The following is a 16,733-nucleotide window of genomic DNA, read 5'->3' on the forward strand; positions in this document are numbered from 1 at the left end:
AAACGAGAAAGCCGGATGAGCGGTGCTGCGCATGACGCGGCGTCCTCTCATCCGGCTCGTTTAGACTCGCCAGCTCGGCCCCGCGCGCGGGACAGAGCTGGAAACGGCGGTTACTTCTTCGCCGGGGTCTTGGCGGCGTCGGGCTTTGCCGCCTCAGGCTTGGCGACCTCGGCGGGCTTGGCCGGATCGGCTTTGGCGGCCTCGGCCGGCTTGTCGAGCCGCTCGATCTTGGCGGTTTCGCGCAGCTTGGTGACGTAATCGGCCTGCGCCTTGCGCGTCACATAGGTTTCGATCTGCGCCTTGACCTGAGCGAAGTCCGGCGCCTTGCGGTTGCGCTTTTCCTCGACCTTGATGATGTGCCAGCCGAATTGCGACTTCACCGGGTCGGAAATCTTGCCCGGCTCCAGCGCGAAGGCGACCGAGGAGAATTCCGGCACCATCTGGTCCTTGGTGAAGAAGCCGAGGTCGCCGCCGTCCGAGGCGCCGGGATCCTTGGACTTCTTCTTGGCGAGTTCGGCGAAATCGGCGCCCTTCTTCAGCTCGTCTTCGATCGCCTTGGCCTCGTCCTCGGTCTCCACCAGGATGTGGCGGGCGCGAACTTCGGTTTCGCCAGTGATCTGCTTGGCGGCGTCGTCATAGACTTTCTTCATCGCGGCGTCGGTGGTCGCCGCCTTGCCTTCGACGGCCAACAGATTGTCCATCAACAGCCGGTTGCGGGCGAAGGCGAGCTTCGCCTTGAAGTCCTCGCGATCGGCGATTTTCTTGTCTTCGGCGGCCTTGGCGACGATCTTGAGGTCGATCAGGAACGACAGCACGTTGTCGGTCTTGGTGGCTGGGTCCATCTGCGCCAAGCTGGGCCCGAGCTCCTCCTCGGCGATGGCGACGTCGCTCTGGCGGATTTCCTGGCCATTGACCTTGGCGAGCACCGGATCGGCGTCCTGCGCGCGGGCCGGCAGGCCGGCCAGCAGCAGACAGCCGGTCAGGGCGGCGCAGGCGAGGCCGAAGCGCAGGCGCGGTTTGGGATCGAGCGGCGAAGACGTCATGGAAAATCCTTATCTGCAAAGGCGGGATGTGCGGGGTTCGCGGGACAGTCGCCCAATCATGCCGCCTTGGCAACGCGCAAACTCTGTCAAAATCATGAATTCCTGAAGACGTCGGCGCGTTGACAACCCACTACCCCAGCCATATCTCTCCGCGATCGGACCGGCGCGACGGCAGGTGCCTGGCCGCGCTTGGGCCCGCGAAACTTTCGGATTGCTGGCTTTCCATTCATTTCGCGCCCGATCCCGGAAAGGGATACCGGCCTCAAAGCGTCACAATGAGTTGATAGCGACGGGGTGAACGGACGATGGCTGCAACGCCGAACTGCAAAGACAGGAAATTGGTATGATCGGCGCGCTCGCCCGTAGGCTCTTCGGCTCCCCTAACGACCGACGGATCAAGGCCTATCAACCCCGTGTGGATGCCATCAACGCGCTGGAGCCGGAGCTGGTGGCGTTGTCCGACGAGGCGCTGCGGGGACGAACCGCGGAATTTCGTCAGCAACTGGCCGACGGCAAGACGCTCGACGACATTCTGGTGCCGGCCTTCGCCACGGTGCGCGAGGCCGCCAAGCGCACGCTCGGCCAGCGGCATTTCGACGTGCAGTTGATCGGCGGCATGGTGCTGCACGAGGGCGACATCGCCGAAATGAAGACCGGCGAAGGCAAGACCCTGGTCGCCACGCTCGCGGTCTATCTCAACGCGCTGGCCGGCAAGGGCGTCCACGTCGTCACCGTCAACGATTATCTGGCGCGGCGCGACTCCGCCTGGATGGGCGAGATCTACGGCTTCCTCGGCATGACCACCGGCGTCATCGTCCACGGCCTCGACGATCAGCAGCGCCAGGCCGCCTATGCCTGCGACATCACCTACGGCACCAACAACGAATACGGCTTCGACTATCTGCGCGACAACATGAAGTACCGGCTGGAGGACATGGTCCAGCGCGGTCACTACTACGCCATCGTCGACGAAGTCGACTCGATCCTGATCGACGAAGCCCGTACCCCGCTGATCATCTCCGGTCCGCTCGACGACCGCTCGGAGTTCTACAACACCATCGACACCTTCATGCCGTCGCTCGACAAGGCGACCGACTACGAGGTCGACGAGAAGCAGCGCACCGTGACGCTGACCGAAGCCGGCATGGAGCACATCGAGGTGCTGCTGCGCGACGCCGGCCAGCTCAAGGGCGACTCGCTGTACGACGTCGAGAACGTCTCGGTGGTGCACCACGTCAACCAGGCGCTGCGCGCCCATTCGCTGTTCCAGCGCGACAAGGATTACATCGTCCGCGACGACGAAGTGGTCATCATCGACGAATTTACCGGCCGGATGATGCCGGGACGGCGTTATTCGGAGGGCCTGCATCAGGCGCTGGAAGCCAAGGAGCACGTCCAGGTCCAGCCGGAAAACCAGACCCTGGCCTCGATCACCTTCCAGAACTACTTCCGGATGTACGAAAAGCTGTCCGGCATGACCGGCACGGCGCTGACCGAAGCCGACGAATTGTTCGACATCTACAAGCTCGAAGTGGTCGAGATCCCGACCAACGTGCAGATCGCCCGGCTCGACGAAGACGACGAGGTGTATCGCACCCAGAGCGAGAAATACGCCGCGATCCTCGCCGAGGTGGAGCGCGCCAATTCGCGGCTGCAGCCGGTCTTGGTCGGCACCGCCTCGATCGAGAAGTCCGAGGTGCTCGGCGAGTATCTGAAGAAGCACGGCTACAAGCAGATCGACTTCACCGACCCGAAGGGTATGGAGAAGCTTTATGCGGCGGCTCGCGCGGGCAAGCCGGCCAAGCTGTTCGCGGTGCTGAACGCCCGCTTTCACGAGCAGGAAGCCTATATCGTCGCCGAGGCCGGCGTGCCCGGCGCGATCACCATCGCCACCAACATGGCCGGCCGCGGCACCGACATCAAACTCGGCGGTTCGCTGGAGATGCGGATCCAGCACGAGACCGTCGGCATCACCGACGAGGCCGAAAAGGCCGCCAAGATCGAACTCATCAAGGCCGACATCGAGCGTTTCCGCGAGATCGTGCTGAAGGCCGAGGAGGTCGTCGAGGTCGAACCCGCTAAGGGCAACAAGCCGGCCAAGACCCTGACCCGGCCGGGCGGGCTCTACATCATGGGCTCGGAGCGTCACGAATCCCGCCGCATCGACAATCAGCTGCGCGGCCGAAGCGGCCGTCAGGGCGATCCCGGCCGCTCGAAGTTCTTCCTGTCGCTGGAAGACGATCTGATGCGGATCTTCGGCTCCGACCGGCTCGACACCATGCTGACGCGGCTCGGCCTGAAAGAGGGCGAGGCGATCATCCACCCGTGGATCAACAAGGCGCTGGAGAAGGCGCAGCAGAAGGTCGAGGCGCGCAACTTCGACATCCGCAAGAATCTGTTGAAGTTCGACAACGTCCAGAACGACCAGCGCAAGGAAATCTTCGATCACCGCATCAGCCTGATGAAGGACGACAGCGTCGCCGAAACCGTCGCCGGGATGCGGCACGATTTCATCGACGACATCGTCGCCAAGCACGTGCCGGAACACGCCTATGCCGAGCAGTGGGACGTCGCCGGGCTGAAGGAAGAGCTGGAGCGCGTGCTCGGGCTCGACCTGCCGGTCGACGAATGGGCCAAGGAAGAAGGCATCGCCGACGAGGAACTGCTGACAAGGATCGAGCAGCGCGTCGACGAACACATGGCGGCCAAGGTGGGGCAGTGGGGCCCCGAGGTGATGCGCTACGCCGAGAAATCGATCCTGTTGCAGACGCTGGATCATCTGTGGCGCGAGCATCTGGTGATGCTCGACCATCTGCGCAACGTCATCGGGCTGCGCGGCTACGGCCAGCGCGACCCGTTGCAAGAATACAAGTCGGAAGCCTTCGCGCTGTTCGAGGCGATGATCACGCATCTGCGCGAGGCCGTCACCGCGCAGCTGATGCGGGTCGAGATCGTGCCGCCCGAGCAGCCGCAGGAGCTGCCGCCGATGGAAGGCCACAAGTTCAACGCCGACACCGGCGAGGACGATATGGCGTTCGCCAATGTCTCGCTGGCGCCGGCCGACAATGCCGACAAGACCGCGCGCAATCCGAACGATCCTTCGACTTGGGGCAAGGTCGGCCGCAACGAGGACTGCCCCTGCGGCTCCGGCAAGAAGTACAAGCACTGCCACGGGCGATACGCGTAAGGCGGGGCGGCGAGTCCCGCTGATAGAACGCGGGCTCCGCTGACGGGTAGGCGCACGGGCCGATATCGCCGCGCCGCGGGAGACACCGGCTCATCGTTTGTAGCTGGGCTGTTTGGTTGTCGGCGGATCATCCGCGGTCCGTCTGGATCCGTCGAATCGATCCGTCGTTCTTGGGGACCCCCACCCCCGACCCCTCCCCGCAAGGGGGAGGGGAGCAGGCCACTTTCGCGGCGAGGCCCACGCCATCGTGGGCTCAGCGATCTCGGGGAAACCAAAAAAGCACTTGCGCGGCGTTCAGCGCTTGCAGCTCGCCAGCACTGTCGGGGCATCTCGACGGGGCGCAGTACCGGCACCGCTTCCCTCTGAACCTGATGGCGTTGAATTGAAACGGGAGCGCTTCCGCGCGACGCGGTGTGCTCCCCTCCCCCTTGCGGGGAGGGGTCGGGGGTGGGGTCCAAAGCGGGACAGGAGCTTTTGAATTCGGACAGATCGGTTACGCAGGACGGCGACGTCGCGATCTGTCGTTAAGGGTGGAGGGAATGCCAGTTGGTGCTGCGCAGGCCTGCCTTAGCGCACCGCGGAGAAGCGGCTCTCGAAGGAGTTCGCCGACACCACCGGCTGCGCGCCGGTGAGGGTGCCGCCGGTCGACGAAGCGTGCGAGGCGGTTGCATCGGCCGACGATAGGCTCGGCTTCAGCGGCGGCCGGGCCGCGGCGACCTGATGCGGTGCGCTGCTCGGCTTGGCGGCCGGCGGCTTCACCGCGACCACTGAGGCCGGGCGCGGCGGCGTGCTGGCCGGCTTGGTGGCGACCGATAGCTTCGGCTTGGCCGGTGCGGCTGTCGCGGTGGTTTCGCTGCCGCCCTTATGCGCCATATTGTTGAGCAATCCTTCCGACGGCGAGGCGGCTCGGCTGTTGGCGAGCTGCTCCGCCTCTTCGGACGCGGTCGCCACGGTGGCCTTCGGCGGATTGACGTGTGCCGGGATGGTGCCGGGGGCGCGAGCGAATGCGGTCTGCAGGCCCGGGACATCCGGCTCCGACAGCCCGGTCGCGCCGTCTGGAATCTTCGAGGCGAAGATCCGGTTCATGCCGCCGTCGATGTCGGGACGGCGCTGCGCCACCGGAATCCCCTTGGCGATCAGTTCGGCGGTCTTGACGTCGTCCTCGCGCTGCTTCTGGCGCACCGCGTCGGCGATGTCGTTGGGCACCACATAGGCCGGGCATTTCGCGGTAGCGTTGAAGGCCAGCGGTCTCGAGGCGTTCGGCGGGGTCGCCGGATCGAATACGTACTTGGCTTCGCAGAACTCGACCTTCGGTTCCTGCCGCGTCACCTCGAAATGATCGTAGCCTTCTTTGATCATCTTCCAGAACGGCATGTTCGGGTTGTTGCGATGCTTCGCCATGTTCACCGGCGTCATCTTGAACGGATAGGCCTGCAGCTGGAACGCGCGCTGGCCGCCGAAGAAGGATTCCCGCCCCAGCGAATAGATCTCGGCGATCTGTTCGTCGGTCATCGCGTAGCAGCCGCGCGACGAGCAGTCGCCATGCACCATCAGCTGCGATCCGGTGCGGCCGAGCGCCTTGTCGAAGGCGTTGGGATAGCCGGTGTTGAACGACAGGTAATAGGCCGATTGCGGGTTCATCTGCGCGGGCGTGATGTTGTAGAAGCCCTCCGGCGCCTGGCGGTCGCCCTCGCGCACCTTCGGTCCGAGGTCGCCCGACCAGCGGCAGATCGGATAAGTTTTCAACAGCGCGAACTGGCCGGAGCGGGTCTGCTTCCAGACCTCGAGCTCGGCCTCCTGCTTGAACAGCCGCACCAGCATCGGCGCCTGCAGGTCCATATCCTTGGTCTGCATCTCGGCGACCAGTTTCGGCGGCACCGGCTGATTGGCCTTGGCGTTATTGGCGAGCGAAATCTCGTCGCTGTTGCAGCCGGCGAGCATGACACCGGTGGCAAGCGCAACCGATGTCACCAGCGCGCGAACGAGCGTGCGATCAATCAAGGTAAAGCTCCGCAGCCGATCGGGGCATCGTCTCGGAATTTGAGACGATCTGTCCGCCGCCGTGAAGCAATTATTATCCTTAAGCCCCCGGGGTCGCAAGCCGATCGGGCGGGCAGGGACGGGTGCCGGGCGCGATGGTGAATAGAGTTTGAAGATTTCGGCCAGCAGAAAAGCGCTGTCGCGGCGCGCCAAGCCCAGAAAAAGCCACGATGAGGGAGCCGCCCGCGAACGAATACTTCGGCTGATCTTGGCGGCTGCGGACGTCGCCCGCCGAAACGCTGGATTTGCCGAAATCGGCGCCGACTCAGCCGAGCTTGCGGCCGATGTCCAAGAACTTCTGCCGCCGCTGCGCGCGGATCGCGGCGCCGTCGAGGTCGCGCATTTCGCCGAACGCCTTGGCGATGGCGTCGCCGGTCTTGGCGATCATCGCTTCGCGGTCGCGATGCGCGCCGCCGCGCGGTTCGGTGAGGATGCTGTCGATCACGCCGAAGCGCGCCAGATCCTGCGCGGTGATCTTCATCGAGGTGGCGGCTTCCTGGGCCTTGGCGGAATCCCGCCACAGGATCGAGGACGCGGCTTCCGGCGAGATCACGCTGTAGATCGCGTGTTCCAGCATCAACACCTTGTTGGCGGTGGCGATCGCGATGGCGCCGCCGGAGCCGCCTTCGCCGATGATCACCGCGACATTGGGCACGGTCAGCGACAGGCAGGCGTCGGTCGAGCGCGCGATCGCCTCAGCCTGGCCGCGTTCTTCCGCGCCGATGCCCGGATAGGCGCCGGCGGTATCGACCAGCGACAACACCGGGATGCCGAAACGGTCGGCCATCTCCATCAGCCGCACCGCCTTGCGATAACCTTCCGGGCGGGCCATGCCGAAATTGTGCTTCAGCCGGGTCTCGGTGGAGGAGCCCTTTTCCTGACCGAGCACGCAGATGCTCTCGCCGCGGAAGCGGCCGAAGCCGCCGATCAGCGCTTCGTCGTCGCCGAATTTACGGTCGCCGGCCAAAGGCGTGAAATCGGCGATCAGCGTCTCGACGTAATCGATGCAATGCGGCCGCTGCGGATGCCGCGCCACCTGGGTCTTCTGCCACGGCGTCAGCGCGACGTAGAGATCCGTCAGCGCTTGCTGCGCCTTCTCCTCCATCCGCGCGATTTCCTCGCCGATGTTGCTGCCGGAGGCCGCCAACGCCCGCAATTCGTCGATCTTGGAATCCAGTTCCGCGACCGGCTTTTCGAAATCCAGGTAACTGCGCATCGGATCGGGCATGGGGTGCATTCGGGGAGTTGCAAAGGAAAAGCGAAACGGCGGCAAATGCCGGCCTTTCGGGCTTTTCAAGCCAAATGCCGCGCCAAGTCAAGCGGCGGGGACCCTAGCAATTGCGCTACGCCCCGCGTTTGCTGCGAATGCTTGGCGCAATGTGGTCAAGATCGTCGCCGACGTCCGGCTGAGCGACTGCGCTCAGCCGGCGCGACCAGGTCACAGCCGTTCGATCTTTTGCGCCGCCTCGTCGATCAGCGCCACGGCCGCTTGCAGCCGCTCCTTGTCCAGCCCTTCGCCGAGCCGATGCTGCAGCACGCTGCGCAGATTGTGCATGGCGCGGCGCACCGGCACCGCGTCGACCCGCTCGCGCATCGCGCCGAGCGCTTCGAGCCGCGCCAGCATGGCGGCGACCTCGGTCGCCTGTTCGGCGAGATGCGCGGTGCCTTCAGGCGTGACGGCGAACTGCTTGCGGGCGCCCTCGGCCGATTGCTCGGCGATCAACCCCATGTCGCTGAGCAGCGTCAGCGTCGGATAGACGATGCCGGGGCTCGGCGCGTAGGCGCCACCGGTCAGTTCTTCGACCGCGCGGATCAGGTCGTAGCCGTGCCGCGGCTTGTCGGCGATCAGCTTCAACAGCACCAGCCGCAGCTCGGCGCCGTCGAACCGGCGCCGGCGCCCGCCGCCGTGTCCGCGGTCGTCGCCCTGGAAGTCCTCGGCATCAGGGCCGCGTCCGAACCGGCCGCCGCCGCGCGGGCCGGCGTGGTGATGGGGAAATCCCTCGCCGTGGCCGGCGTGGTGATGGTGAGATCCTTCGCCGCGGCCGGGGCGGCCCTGAGCGTGGCGGTCGTGATGAAATCCAAACATTTGAGTTCCTTACTCGTTGATGATCGCTCTGAGATATATCATAGAAATCGAGAGCGCAACGCTAAAGATATATCATGGACGTATTTTAATAATCGGGGATTACCGGGCCGCTACGGCTTATCAGCCAGCGGGTGCAGATCGCGCACCAGGCTCTTCAGCCGTTCCTCGACCACATGGGTGTAGATCTGCGTGGTGGAAATATCGGTGTGACCGAGCAGGGTCTGCACGATGCGCAGGTCGGCGCCGTTGTGCAGTAGGTGGCTGGCGAAGGCGTGGCGCAGCACGTGCGGGCTGACCAAGCGCGGCGACAGCCCGGCGGCGCCGGCGAGGTCTTTCAGCTCGCGGGCGAAATGCTGCCTTGTCAAATGGCCGCTCTCGCCGAACGACGGAAACAACCATTTCGAGGCGCTAGCGTTCTTGGCCTTTTCTTGTCGCAGCTCATCGAGTGCGGCGAGATAGCCGGCCATCGCCTGCTTGGAGGATTCGTTGAGCGGCACCAGCCGCTCCTTGTTGCCTTTGCCGCGCACCACGATCATGCGGGCGTCGCGCCGCGCCGCCGACAACGGCAGCGACACCAGCTCGGAGACCCGCAGTCCGGTCGCGTACAGTACCTCGAGCAGGCAATACAGCCGCGCCGCGCGCAGCCGCTGCTGGGTGTTGGCGTGCGGCGCCGCGATCAGATCCTTGGCGTGCTGCAACAGCCGGTCGACGTCGGCGATCGACAGCACTTTCGGCAGGCCGCGGCCGCGCTTCGGCCCGGACAGGATCGCGGCCGGATCGTCGGCGCGGATCCGCTCGGTCAAAAGAAAGCGAAACAGATGCCGGAACGCCGACAGCTTGCGCGCCACGCTGGTCGATTTGTAGCCGCGCTCGTCGAGCTCGGCGAGATAGCCGCGCAGCACCTCGGTGTCGGCGGCAACGAAGCTCGACCTGGCGTGGCCGAGGAAGTCCGACAGGTCGGTGAGGTCGCCACGATAGGCGTCGAGCGTGTTCTTGCCGGCGCCCTGTTCGGCGGCGATCATGTCGAGGAACAGCTCGATCAGCCGGGCGTCGGAGTTTTTTCCGGGCGGCATGGCGGGCCCACGCTATTTCTTGAGAAACTTGTCGGCCTGGATGGTGACGGTCATTTCCCGCGGCTTCGGATTGACGAAATTCGCCAGCGCGAAGATCGCGCCGTAAATCAACCCGCCGATCACCGCGATAATGGTCAGAAAGCGCAACAGGCTGGGCATCAAGGGTCTCGGGACGCGAGGACGAGGCAAACGGCCGGCGAGGGCAGGCTGACGATGACCATGTTCGCATTCCGGTTGCAAGAGTCTCTGGCAACCGCCTCGACTGCGGGAGTATAGGTGGGGCGGAACGGCGCCAGGGGCGCCAACAGCTTCATTTGATTGCAGGTTCGTTGAATTGATGTCCGAGACGGTGTCCTCAGCCAGCCCGCTCACCGCCGCCGAAGCCGAGATCGTCGCGGCGCTGGGGCGGCGCCCGATCGTGCTGGTCGGGATGATGGGCGCCGGCAAGTCCACGGTCGGACGCCGGCTGGCGACGCGGCTGCATCTGCCGTTCGTCGACGCCGACACCGAGATCGAGGCGGCGGCCGGGATGACCATCGCCGAGATCTTTGCCAACCACGGCGAGCCGTATTTCCGCGACGGCGAGGCGCGGGTGATCGCGCGGCTGTTGGATAACGGCCCGCACGTGCTGGCGACCGGCGGCGGCGCCTTCATGCGCGACGACACCAGGCTGCGGATCGCCGCCCAGGCGGTGTCGCTGTGGCTGCACGCCGAGGCCGACGTCATCCTGCGCCGGATCAAGCGCCGCGCCGACCGGCCGCTGTTGAAGACCGCCGATCCCGCCGCCACCATCGACCGGCTGATCGCCGAGCGCTATCCGGTCTATCAAAGCGCCGATCTCACCATTGCCTCGCGCGACGTGCCGCACGAAAAGATCGTCGACGAATGCGTCGAGGCGCTGCACGCCCACCTTTGCCGCGGCGACCTCGCCGCTCCAACCATGAGTCCCTCATCATGACCGCGCCGCTCAATCACTCCGCCCCGATCACCGTCGAGGTCGCGCTCGGCGACCGCGGCTATGACATCGTGATCGGCCGCGACGTGCTGCGTTCGCTCGGGACCCGCATCGCCGCGTTGCGGCCCGGCGCCCGCACGGCGATCGTCACCGACCGTAATGTCGCCACCTGCTGGCTGGCGCAGACCCAGGCCGCGCTCGACGATGTCGGCATCGTTTCGATGCCGATCGTGGTCGAGGGCGGCGAAGGCTCGAAGAGCTATGCCGGGCTGCAGCAGGTCTGCGAGGCGCTGATCGCCGCCAAGATCGAACGCAACGATCTGGTGATCGCGCTCGGCGGCGGCGTGGTCGGCGATCTCGCTGGCTTTGCCGCCTCCATCGTCCGCCGCGGCCTCGATTTCGTGCAGGTGCCGACCTCGCTGCTGGCGCAGGTGGATTCCTCGGTCGGCGGCAAGACCGGGATCAACTCGCCGCACGGCAAGAATCTGGTCGGCGCGTTTCATCAGCCGGTGCTGGTGATCGCCGACACCGCGGTGCTCGACACGCTGTCGCCGCGGCAGTTTCGCGCCGGCTATGCCGAAGTGGCGAAGTACGGCGCGCTCGGCGACGAGGCGTTCTTCGCCTGGCTCGAGGCCAACCACGCCGAGATCGTGCGCGGCGGCAGCGCCCGCGAACACGCCATCGCCACCTCCTGCCGCGCCAAGGCGGCGATCGTGGCGCGCGACGAGCGCGAGACCGGCGAGCGCGCGCTGCTCAATCTCGGCCACACCTTCGGCCACGCGCTGGAAGCCGCCACCGGCTTCTCCGAACGGCTGTTCCACGGCGAAGGCGTCGCCGTCGGCATGGTGCTGGCGGCGCAGTTTTCCGCGGAACGTGGCATGTTGTCGAACGACGCCGCGGCGCGGCTGTCGCATCACCTCGCCGAAGTGGGACTGCCGACAAGGCTGCAGGACATCGCCGGTTTCGCGCAGGAGGGCCTGGCCGACGCCGACGCCTTGATGGCGCTGATGGCGCAGGACAAGAAGGTCAAGCGCGGCCGGCTCACCTTCATTCTGCTGGAAGCGATCGGCCGCGCGGTGATCGCACACGACGTCGAGCCGGAACCGGTTCGCGATTTTCTGGCGCGCAAGCTCGCGGACAAGACTTGAGCGCCGAACCAGAGCAGTAACTGAAGATGGACTGGATCACATTCGGCATCGTGCTGGCCTGCCTGGTCGGCTCGGCGTTCTTTTCCGCCTCTGAAACCGCGCTGACCGGCTCGTCGCGCGCCAGCATGATGCGGCTCGCCAGCCAGGGCAGCCGCGAGGCCGGCGTGGTCGGCGAGTTGTTCGCGATGCGCGAGCGGATGATCGGCGCGCTGCTGCTCGGCAACAACATCTTCAATATCGGCGCTTCGGCGCTGGCGACCGGGCTGTTCACCGCCTGGTTCGGCGAACTCGGCGTGCTCTACGCCACCGGGGTGATGACCGTGGTGGTGGTGATCTTCGCCGAGGTGCTGCCGAAGACCATCGCCATCAACGCGCCGGACCGGGTGTCGCTGCTGGTGGCGCGGCCGATGCGGCTGATGGTGCTGGTGCTCGGTCCGCTGTTGCGGGTGATCGAAGGCATCGTACGAATGTTGATGAATATACTGGGCATTCGGATCGGCGCCAACCAGCCGCTGTTGTCGCCGACCGAGCGGCTGCGCGGCGCGGTCGAACTGATTCACTACGAAGGCGGCGTCGCCAAGCAGGACCGCGACATGCTGGGCGGCCTGTTGGACCTCAGCGAGCTGCAGGTCTCCGATGTCATGGTGCATCGCACCGAGATGGTGATGATCAACGCCGACCTGCCGGCGGAGGAATTGGTGCGCGAAGTGTTGGCGACCGAATACACCCGGATTCCGCTATGGCGGGACAAGCCGGAAAACATCATCGGCGTGCTGCACGCCAAGGATCTGTTGCGTGCGATCCGCGCCGCCGACGGCGAGACCGACAAGATCGACGTCGTCGGCATCGCGTTGCCGCCGTGGTTCGTGCCGGAAATGCGTTCGGTGTCGGAGCAATTGAAGGCATTCCGCAGCCGCAAGACCCACTTCGCGCTCGTGGTCGACGAATACGGCGAAGTCGAAGGCATGGTGACGCTGGAAGACATTCTGGAAGAAATCGTCGGCGATATCGCCGACGAGCATGACATCGTCTTCGCCGGGGTGCGCGCCCAGCCCGACGGCTCGGTGGTGGTCGATGGCTCGGTGCCGATCCGCGATCTCAACCGCGCGATGGACTGGCACCTGCCCGACGAGGAGGCCACCACGGTGGCCGGCCTGGTGATTCACGAGGCGCGCTCGATTCCGGAGCGCGGCCAGAGCTTCACCTTCCACGGTTTTCGCTTCCGAGTGCTGCGCCGCGAGCGCAATCGCATCACCGCGTTGCGGATCGTGCCGGTGCTACGCGAGGGCGAGGCGGACGGCGACGACAAGCCGAAACGCGCCGGAACGGCGCTGTGATGCCCGGTGGAGGTTTGCGCCTTGCATCTACGACCAGGGGCCGCGACGCCGAGGTTGCAATGATCTAAATCCCGGCCTCGCCGGGTGCGAGCGCCTTGATCGCCAGCGCGTGCAACTGGCCGGCGAGTTCCTCGGCCAGCGTGGCATTGACCATGCGGTGGCGCTCGATCCGGCTCTTGCCTGCGAACGCCGCCGACACGATGTTGACCCGGAAATGCGTCTCGCCGCCATGACGATGCCCGGAATGTCCCTCATGAAGATGTGATTCGTCGATCACATCGAGGAGTTGCGGCGTGAAAGCTCCGCTCAACTTCTTTGTAATATCGTGTTTTGCGCTCATGTCGTCGCCTTAGGTGGTGACCCGAGTGTCGTGAACCGCGTATCAACCTGTCAGGTATTCGCAATGTCAAGACTTGAAGCATTTCGCGTTGCGTTGTCATAGTCGGCCATGGCGATCGATTCATCAAAATTCTTCGACAGTATCCGCATCAAGCCGAACAAGCTGAGCGCGAAGCAGCAAGCGGCTGCGCGCGAGGCCGCGGTGATGTGCGAAGCCCCGGGCTGTACCAACAAGGGGCCGCATCGCGCGCCGAAGGGCCGCGGCGCCGAGAAGGAATACTGGCACTTCTGTCTCAACCACGTCCGCGAATACAACCAGGGCTATAATTTTTTCCAGGGCATGGCCGCCGATGCGGTGGCGCGTTATCAGAAAGACGCGCTGACCGGGCATCGCCCGACCTGGAAGATGGGCGCCAACGGCACCAAGGGCAAAGGCAAGTCCGCCGACGCCGATCTGGAATCCGCCGCCGATCCGTTCCACATGTTCAGCGAACTCAACGGCCGCGGCCGCTGGCGTCCGGGTCCCGGCTCCGCCGCCGAGGAACCCAAGCCGGAAACCCGCAAGGTGTTCAACGCCGAACGCAAGGCGCTGCAGGTGATGGGGCTCGGCGCCGACGCCACGCTGGAAACCGTGAAGGCGAAGTACAAGTCGCTGGTCAAGCAGCATCACCCCGACGCCAATGGCGGCGACCGTTCCACCGAAGATCGCCTCATCGAGATCATCAAGGCGTACAACTACCTGAAGACGGTGGTCCGCGGCGCGAGCTGATTGATCCGCGATTGACCGCTGACATGCCATCCCTAGCGGCGTCATCCTGAGGAGCCCGACGAAGCGCATCGCGCAACGTCGGGCGTCTCGAAGGATGGAGCCACGCGCTCCGGAGCCGCGCGGGACTCGCGAGCCGCATCCTTCGAGGCCCTCGCGTTGCGGGCACCTCAGGATGACGACCGCCGCATTCGCAAGCATCGTCAGGCGTCGTGGCTTGTCAGATGGTTCTTGCGCCACCAACGCACTGCCCACGCCGCCAGCGCCAAAGTCGCCACCACGCCGGCCAGCAGCGGCAGCCAATGATGGATCCGGATCCCGCCGGGGTTCTCCAGTTCGGTCGCCGCCAACACGCCGGGCAGCACATGCGCCGGCGCCCATAATAGAATCGCCAGAATATTCACCGCGAAGAACCGCGCGGGCGAGAGCCCGAGCGCGCCGGCGGTGACCGGCACGAAGGCGCGGATCGGCGGCACGAAACGCGCCGCGAACACTGCCCAGATCCCAAAGCGCTTGAAAAATGCCTCGCTGCGCGCCACCAGCTCCGGATAACGCGACATCGGCCAGGCCTCGAGGATTTGCCGTTGCTCGCGTCGGCCGATCCAATAGGCCGTGCCGTCGCCGATCAGCGCCCCGGCCGCCGCCGCGGCCAGCACCGGCATCAACGCCAGTTGGCCGCCGGGCACCAGCGCGCTCAACGCCAGAATGATGGTGGAGCCCGGAATCAGCGAGCCCAAGATCGGCACCGCCTCCAAGAGCGCTGCGAGAAACAGCGTCAGGTAGGCCCATCCGGCATGGTGTCCGGCGAAAGCGATCAATTGGTCGAGGAAGGCGCCCACTTGACCCCCATTTGCGATGACGTCGGCCATGCTGCAGGCGCGCCTGGCGGCATCGGTGCACGCCAAAGCAAGCGGCGTTCGCGAATCCGGTTCCGGGTCAGAACGGCCGGCAAACCGCCGCGATTCGCAAGGCAGCCTGGCAAATTTCGCGCTGCGTGCCTATCTTGATGATATCGCAGCGGAACTTTGATGCTCCGACGGGCTTCTGCCAATCGCGGCTCTCTGCTAGGTTTGCCGAAGCACTCAACCGCAGCAACATGCTTATCCGGTCCCGGGCGCGTCCGGGACCACGGAGGATTGATGACCGCCGCCATGACGACCTCGCAGGAGCCCGCCGGATTGCCCGACATGAAGGTGTCGGTGCGGCAGGTGTTCGGCATCGATAGTGATCTTGAAGTCCCGGCCTATTCCGAAGTCGACGCCCACGTCCCGGATGTCGATGCCGATTACCGGTTCGACCGCGCCACCACGCTGGCGATTCTCGCCGGTTTCGCCAAGAACCGCCGCGTCATGGTCACCGGCTTCCACGGCACCGGCAAGTCGACCCATATCGAGCAGGTCGCGGCTCGGTTGAACTGGCCGTGCGTCCGCGTCAATCTCGACAGCCACATCAGCCGCATCGATCTGGTGGGCAAGGACTCCATCGTGGTGCGCGATGGCAAGCAGGTCACCGAATTCCGCGACGGCATCCTGCCCTGGGCGCTGCAGCACAATATCGCGCTGGTGTTCGACGAATACGACGCCGGCCGGCCCGACGTGATGTTCGTGATCCAGCGCGTGCTGGAAGTCTCCGGCCGCCTGACGCTGCTCGACCAGAACAAGGTGATCAAGCCGCATCCGGCGTTCCGGCTGTTCTCCACCGCCAACACCATCGGCCTCGGCGACACTTCCGGCCTCTATCACGGCACCCAGCAGATCAACCAGGGCCAGATGGACCGCTGGTCGATCGTCACCACGCTGAACTACCTGCCGCATGACGAGGAAGTCGAGATCGTGCTGGCGAAAGCCGTGCACTACCGCAATCCGGAAGGCCGCGACATCGCCAACAAGATGGTGCGGCTCGCCGATCTGACCCGCAACGCCTTCGCCAACGGCGATCTGTCGACGGTGATGAGCCCGCGCACCGTGATCACCTGGGCGGAAAACGCCGAGATCTTCGGCGACATCGGCTTCGCGTTCCGCGTCACCTTCCTCAACAAGTGCGACGAATTGGAACGGCCGCTGGTCGCGGAATTCTATCAGCGCTGCTTCAACGCCGAATTGCCGGAAAGCTCGGTCAACGTGGCGATGAGCTGAGGTTCTTCCCCTCTCCCCTCGTGGGAGAGGCAGCCTTCGCGAAGCGAAGCCGGGTGAGGGGTGAACAGCGTCGTTGAGCCGGCGGCGTGGCTCGGTTCATCAAGGCGCGTCTGAGGATTGGCGATGACCACGAGTTCAAAGTTCCGCCCCCCGTCGAATACGGCTTCGATCGCGTCGCCGTGCTACGAAGACGATGTCTACGGCTGGGTCGAACACCAAGTCGCGCTGTTGAAGGCCGGTCGGCTGTCCGAGATCGATGCTGACAACATTGCCGAGGAGTTGTCCGACGTGGGCGGCGAGCAATACGACAAGCTGGAAAGCGCGATTCGCGTTGTGCTGTTGCATCTTTTGAAGTGGGATCAACAGCCGACGCACCGCTCCAGAAGCTGGGTATTTTCGATCCGAACTCAGCGCCGACATATTGCCCGGGTGCTGATGAAGAATCCCAGCCTCAAGCCGCATATCGCAGAAGCGATCGGTGAAGCTTACGTTGATGCCCGTGACGAAGCTCAACAGGAAACCGGGCTTCCGGCGAAAGTTTTCGGCTCGATCTGTCCCTATGATTGGGAAGCGATCCTGACGCGTGCCGTTGAGTTTGATGACGTGCGCTCACCGGAAGAGTAA

The 16,733-nt window shown here is 65.0% G+C and carries 16 protein-coding genes; 8 read left to right on the top strand and 8 right to left on the bottom strand.

Going from position 1 to position 16,733, the window contains the following annotated elements; all coding sequences use genetic code 11:
- Nucleotides 1-110: 110 nt before the first annotated feature.
- Nucleotides 111-1,043: a peptidylprolyl isomerase gene (locus RPC_RS02655; protein ID WP_011471008.1), complete on the bottom strand. Its 933-nt coding sequence runs from the start codon at nucleotides 1,041-1,043 to the stop codon at nucleotides 111-113.
- Between the two features lie 343 nt (nucleotides 1,044-1,386).
- On the opposite strand from RPC_RS02655, the gene secA reads away from it, so the two are divergent.
- Nucleotides 1,387-4,230 carry a preprotein translocase subunit SecA gene (secA, locus tag RPC_RS02660; RefSeq protein WP_011471009.1) on the top strand — a complete coding sequence of 948 codons (2,844 nt, stop codon included), beginning with the start codon at nucleotides 1,387-1,389 and terminating at the stop codon, nucleotides 4,228-4,230.
- Nucleotides 4,231-4,797: 567 nt separating this feature from the next.
- Here secA and RPC_RS02665 read toward each other — a convergent pair.
- From RPC_RS02665 to RPC_RS02685, 5 genes are all read right to left on the bottom strand, one after another.
- On the bottom strand, nucleotides 4,798-6,231 hold the full coding sequence (locus tag RPC_RS02665; RefSeq protein WP_011471010.1) for a L,D-transpeptidase family protein: 1,434 nt from the start codon (nucleotides 6,229-6,231) through the stop codon (nucleotides 4,798-4,800).
- Between the two features lie 304 nt (nucleotides 6,232-6,535).
- Complete coding sequence (locus RPC_RS02670) at nucleotides 6,536-7,498, bottom strand: acetyl-CoA carboxylase carboxyltransferase subunit alpha (protein WP_041801318.1); 963 nt, start codon at nucleotides 7,496-7,498, stop codon at nucleotides 6,536-6,538.
- A 210-nt stretch (nucleotides 7,499-7,708) separates the two neighbouring features.
- A complete protein-coding gene (locus RPC_RS02675) occupies nucleotides 7,709-8,356 on the bottom strand; it encodes a PadR family transcriptional regulator (protein ID WP_011471012.1) in 648 nt (215 codons plus the stop codon).
- 110 nt (nucleotides 8,357-8,466) lie between these two features.
- Nucleotides 8,467-9,429, bottom strand: coding sequence for a site-specific tyrosine recombinase XerD (gene xerD, locus RPC_RS02680; protein ID WP_011471013.1), 963 nt, complete (start codon nucleotides 9,427-9,429; stop codon nucleotides 8,467-8,469).
- A gap of 12 nt (nucleotides 9,430-9,441) precedes the next feature.
- Complete coding sequence (locus tag RPC_RS02685) at nucleotides 9,442-9,588, bottom strand: hypothetical protein (RefSeq protein WP_011471014.1); 147 nt, start codon at nucleotides 9,586-9,588, stop codon at nucleotides 9,442-9,444.
- Between the two features lie 178 nt (nucleotides 9,589-9,766).
- Here RPC_RS02685 and RPC_RS02690 point away from each other — a divergent pair, with 178 nt between their 5' ends.
- Genes RPC_RS02690 through RPC_RS02700 form a run of 3 tightly spaced genes read left to right on the top strand, consistent with a single transcriptional unit; the run spans nucleotide 9,767 to nucleotide 12,869 of the window.
- Nucleotides 9,767-10,387 (top strand): shikimate kinase, encoded by a 621-nt coding sequence (locus RPC_RS02690; protein WP_011471015.1) that lies wholly within the window; start codon nucleotides 9,767-9,769, stop codon nucleotides 10,385-10,387.
- Nucleotides 10,384-11,532, top strand: coding sequence for a 3-dehydroquinate synthase (gene aroB / locus RPC_RS02695; protein ID WP_011471016.1), 1,149 nt, complete (start codon nucleotides 10,384-10,386; stop codon nucleotides 11,530-11,532). Before RPC_RS02690 ends, aroB begins: the two co-directional genes overlap by 4 nt.
- 26 nt (nucleotides 11,533-11,558) lie before the next feature.
- Complete coding sequence (locus tag RPC_RS02700) at nucleotides 11,559-12,869, top strand: HlyC/CorC family transporter (RefSeq protein ID WP_011471017.1); 1,311 nt, start codon at nucleotides 11,559-11,561, stop codon at nucleotides 12,867-12,869.
- Between the two features lie 64 nt (nucleotides 12,870-12,933).
- On the opposite strand, the gene RPC_RS02705 is transcribed toward RPC_RS02700, so the two are convergent.
- Nucleotides 12,934-13,209 carry a BolA family protein gene (locus RPC_RS02705; RefSeq protein ID WP_011471018.1) on the bottom strand — a complete coding sequence of 92 codons (276 nt, stop codon included), beginning with the start codon at nucleotides 13,207-13,209 and terminating at the stop codon, nucleotides 12,934-12,936.
- A gap of 108 nt (nucleotides 13,210-13,317) precedes the next feature.
- Here RPC_RS02705 and RPC_RS02710 point away from each other — a divergent pair, with 108 nt between their 5' ends.
- Nucleotides 13,318-13,977 (top strand): J domain-containing protein, encoded by a 660-nt coding sequence (locus RPC_RS02710; protein WP_011471019.1) that lies wholly within the window; start codon nucleotides 13,318-13,320, stop codon nucleotides 13,975-13,977.
- A 200-nt stretch (nucleotides 13,978-14,177) separates the two neighbouring features.
- On the opposite strand, the gene RPC_RS02715 is transcribed toward RPC_RS02710, so the two are convergent.
- Nucleotides 14,178-14,813 carry a DedA family protein gene (locus RPC_RS02715; protein ID WP_011471020.1) on the bottom strand — a complete coding sequence of 212 codons (636 nt, stop codon included), beginning with the start codon at nucleotides 14,811-14,813 and terminating at the stop codon, nucleotides 14,178-14,180.
- 28 nt (nucleotides 14,814-14,841) lie between these two features.
- Here RPC_RS02715 and RPC_RS25890 point away from each other — a divergent pair, with 28 nt between their 5' ends.
- The 3 genes from RPC_RS25890 (at nucleotide 14,842) to RPC_RS02725 (ending at nucleotide 16,733) form a co-directional block, all read left to right on the top strand.
- Nucleotides 14,842-15,003, top strand: a complete 162-nt coding sequence (locus tag RPC_RS25890; protein WP_157043113.1) for a hypothetical protein — start codon at nucleotides 14,842-14,844, stop codon at nucleotides 15,001-15,003.
- Nucleotides 15,004-15,113: 110 nt separating this feature from the next.
- Nucleotides 15,114-16,109 carry a cobaltochelatase subunit CobS gene (gene cobS / locus RPC_RS02720; protein WP_011471021.1) on the top strand — a complete coding sequence of 332 codons (996 nt, stop codon included), beginning with the start codon at nucleotides 15,114-15,116 and terminating at the stop codon, nucleotides 16,107-16,109.
- A 123-nt stretch (nucleotides 16,110-16,232) separates the two neighbouring features.
- Nucleotides 16,233-16,733 (top strand): DUF29 domain-containing protein, encoded by a 501-nt coding sequence (locus RPC_RS02725; protein ID WP_011471022.1) that lies wholly within the window; start codon nucleotides 16,233-16,235, stop codon nucleotides 16,731-16,733.

The sequence above is a fragment of the Rhodopseudomonas palustris BisB18 genome (assembly GCF_000013745.1).
Classification (GTDB): Bacteria; Pseudomonadota; Alphaproteobacteria; order Rhizobiales; family Xanthobacteraceae; genus Rhodopseudomonas_A; species Rhodopseudomonas_A palustris_F.

Excerpts from the sequence above, each read along its gene's own strand:
- RPC_RS02655 (WP_011471008.1), bottom strand. The coding sequence starts at position 1,043 with ATGACGTCTTCGCCGCTCGATCCCAAACCGCGCCTGCGCTTCGGCCTC.
- secA (WP_011471009.1), top strand. The coding sequence starts at position 1,387 with ATGATCGGCGCGCTCGCCCGTAGGCTCTTCGGCTCCCCTAACGACCGA.
- RPC_RS02670 (WP_041801318.1), bottom strand. The coding sequence starts at position 7,498 with ATGCCCGATCCGATGCGCAGTTACCTGGATTTCGAAAAGCCGGTCGCG.
- RPC_RS02675 (WP_011471012.1), bottom strand. The coding sequence starts at position 8,356 with ATGTTTGGATTTCATCACGACCGCCACGCTCAGGGCCGCCCCGGCCGC.
- xerD (WP_011471013.1), bottom strand. The coding sequence starts at position 9,429 with ATGCCGCCCGGAAAAAACTCCGACGCCCGGCTGATCGAGCTGTTCCTC.
- RPC_RS02685 (WP_011471014.1), bottom strand. The coding sequence starts at position 9,588 with ATGCCCAGCCTGTTGCGCTTTCTGACCATTATCGCGGTGATCGGCGGG.
- RPC_RS02690 (WP_011471015.1), top strand. The coding sequence starts at position 9,767 with ATGTCCGAGACGGTGTCCTCAGCCAGCCCGCTCACCGCCGCCGAAGCC.
- aroB (WP_011471016.1), top strand. The coding sequence starts at position 10,384 with ATGACCGCGCCGCTCAATCACTCCGCCCCGATCACCGTCGAGGTCGCG.
- RPC_RS02700 (WP_011471017.1), top strand. The coding sequence starts at position 11,559 with ATGGACTGGATCACATTCGGCATCGTGCTGGCCTGCCTGGTCGGCTCG.
- RPC_RS02705 (WP_011471018.1), bottom strand. The coding sequence starts at position 13,209 with ATGAGCGCAAAACACGATATTACAAAGAAGTTGAGCGGAGCTTTCACG.
- RPC_RS02710 (WP_011471019.1), top strand. The coding sequence starts at position 13,318 with ATGGCGATCGATTCATCAAAATTCTTCGACAGTATCCGCATCAAGCCG.
- RPC_RS25890 (WP_157043113.1), top strand. The coding sequence starts at position 14,842 with ATGCTGCAGGCGCGCCTGGCGGCATCGGTGCACGCCAAAGCAAGCGGC.
- cobS (WP_011471021.1), top strand. The coding sequence starts at position 15,114 with ATGACCGCCGCCATGACGACCTCGCAGGAGCCCGCCGGATTGCCCGAC.
- RPC_RS02725 (WP_011471022.1), top strand. The coding sequence starts at position 16,233 with ATGACCACGAGTTCAAAGTTCCGCCCCCCGTCGAATACGGCTTCGATC.